Source organism: Pseudomonas sp. NPDC008258 (assembly GCF_042956345.1).
GTDB lineage: Bacteria > Pseudomonadota > Gammaproteobacteria > Pseudomonadales > Pseudomonadaceae > Aquipseudomonas.
Genome location: NZ_JBIBGE010000073.1, coordinates 1231 through 2773 on the forward strand (window position 1 = coordinate 1231; position 1543 = coordinate 2773).

Genomic DNA, 1543 nt, shown 5'->3' on the forward strand with positions numbered 1-1543 from the left:
ATTGAGCGAAATGCGAATTTTCGGCGAATGTCGTCTTCACAGTATAACCAGATTGCTTGGGGTTATATGGTCAAGTGAAGAAGCGCATACGGTGGATGCCTTGGCAGTCAGAGGCGATGAAAGACGTGGTAGCCTGCGATAAGCTTTGGGGAGTCGGCAAACAGACTGTGATCCAGAGATCTCTGAATGGGGGAACCCAGCCAGCATAAGCTGGTTATCTTGTACTGAATACATAGGTGCAAGAGGCGAACCAGGGGAACTGAAACATCTAAGTACCCTGAGGAAAAGAAATCAACCGAGATTCCCTTAGTAGTGGCGAGCGAACGGGGACCAGCCCTTAAGTTGATTTGAGATTAGTGGAACGCTCTGGAAAGTGCGGCCATAGTGGGTGATAGCCCCGTACACGAAAATCTCTTGTCAATGAAATCGAGTAGGACGGAGCACGAGAAACTTTGTCTGAATATGGGGGGACCATCCTCCAAGGCTAAATACTACTGACTGACCGATAGTGAACCAGTACCGTGAGGGAAAGGCGAAAAGAACCCCGGAGAGGGGAGTGAAATAGAACCTGAAACCGTATGCGTACAAGCAGTGGGAGCCTACTTTGTTAGGTGACTGCGTACCTTTTGTATAATGGGTCAGCGACTTATATTCAGTGGCGAGCTTAACCGAATAGGGGAGGCGTAGCGAAAGCGAGTCTTAATAGGGCGTTTAGTCGCTGGGTATAGACCCGAAACCGGGCGATCTATCCATGGGCAGGTTGAAGGTTAGGTAACACTGACTGGAGGACCGAACCGACTACCGTTGAAAAGTTAGCGGATGACCTGTGGATCGGAGTGAAAGGCTAATCAAGCTCGGAGATAGCTGGTTCTCCTCGAAAGCTATTTAGGTAGCGCCTCATGTATCACTGTAGGGGGTAGAGCACTGTTTCGGCTAGGGGGTCATCCCGACTTACCAAACCGATGCAAACTCCGAATACCTACAAGTGCCGAGCATGGGAGACACACGGCGGGTGCTAACGTCCGTCGTGAAAAGGGAAACAACCCAGACCGTCAGCTAAGGTCCCAAAGTCATGGTTAAGTGGGAAACGATGTGGGAAGGCTTAGACAGCTAGGAGGTTGGCTTAGAAGCAGCCACCCTTTAAAGAAAGCGTAATAGCTCACTAGTCGAGTCGGCCTGCGCGGAAGATGTAACGGGGCTCAAACCATGCACCGAAGCTACGGGTATCATCTTATGATGATGCGGTAGAGGAGCGTTCTGTAAGCCTGTGAAGGTGAGTTGAGAAGCTTGCTGGAGGTATCAGAAGTGCGAATGCTGACATGAGTAACGACAATGCGAGTGAAAAACTCGCACGCCGAAAGACCAAGGTTTCCTGCGCAACGTTAATCGACGCAGGGTTAGTCGGTCCCTAAGGCGAGGCTGAAAAGCGTAGTCGATGGAAAACAGGTTAATATTCCTGTACTTCCAGTTATTGCGATGGAGGGACGGAGAAGGTTAGGCCAGCCTGGCGTTGGTTGTCCAGGTTTAAGGTGGTAGGCTGGAA

At 50.5% G+C, this 1543-nt stretch carries 1 rRNA gene (cut by a window edge); it reads left to right on the forward strand.

The features are described 5' to 3' along the window. Positions 1-68: 68 nt before the first annotated feature. A 23S ribosomal RNA gene (locus ACFY9W_RS28975) occupies positions 69-1543 on the forward strand (it continues 1463 nt past the right edge of the window).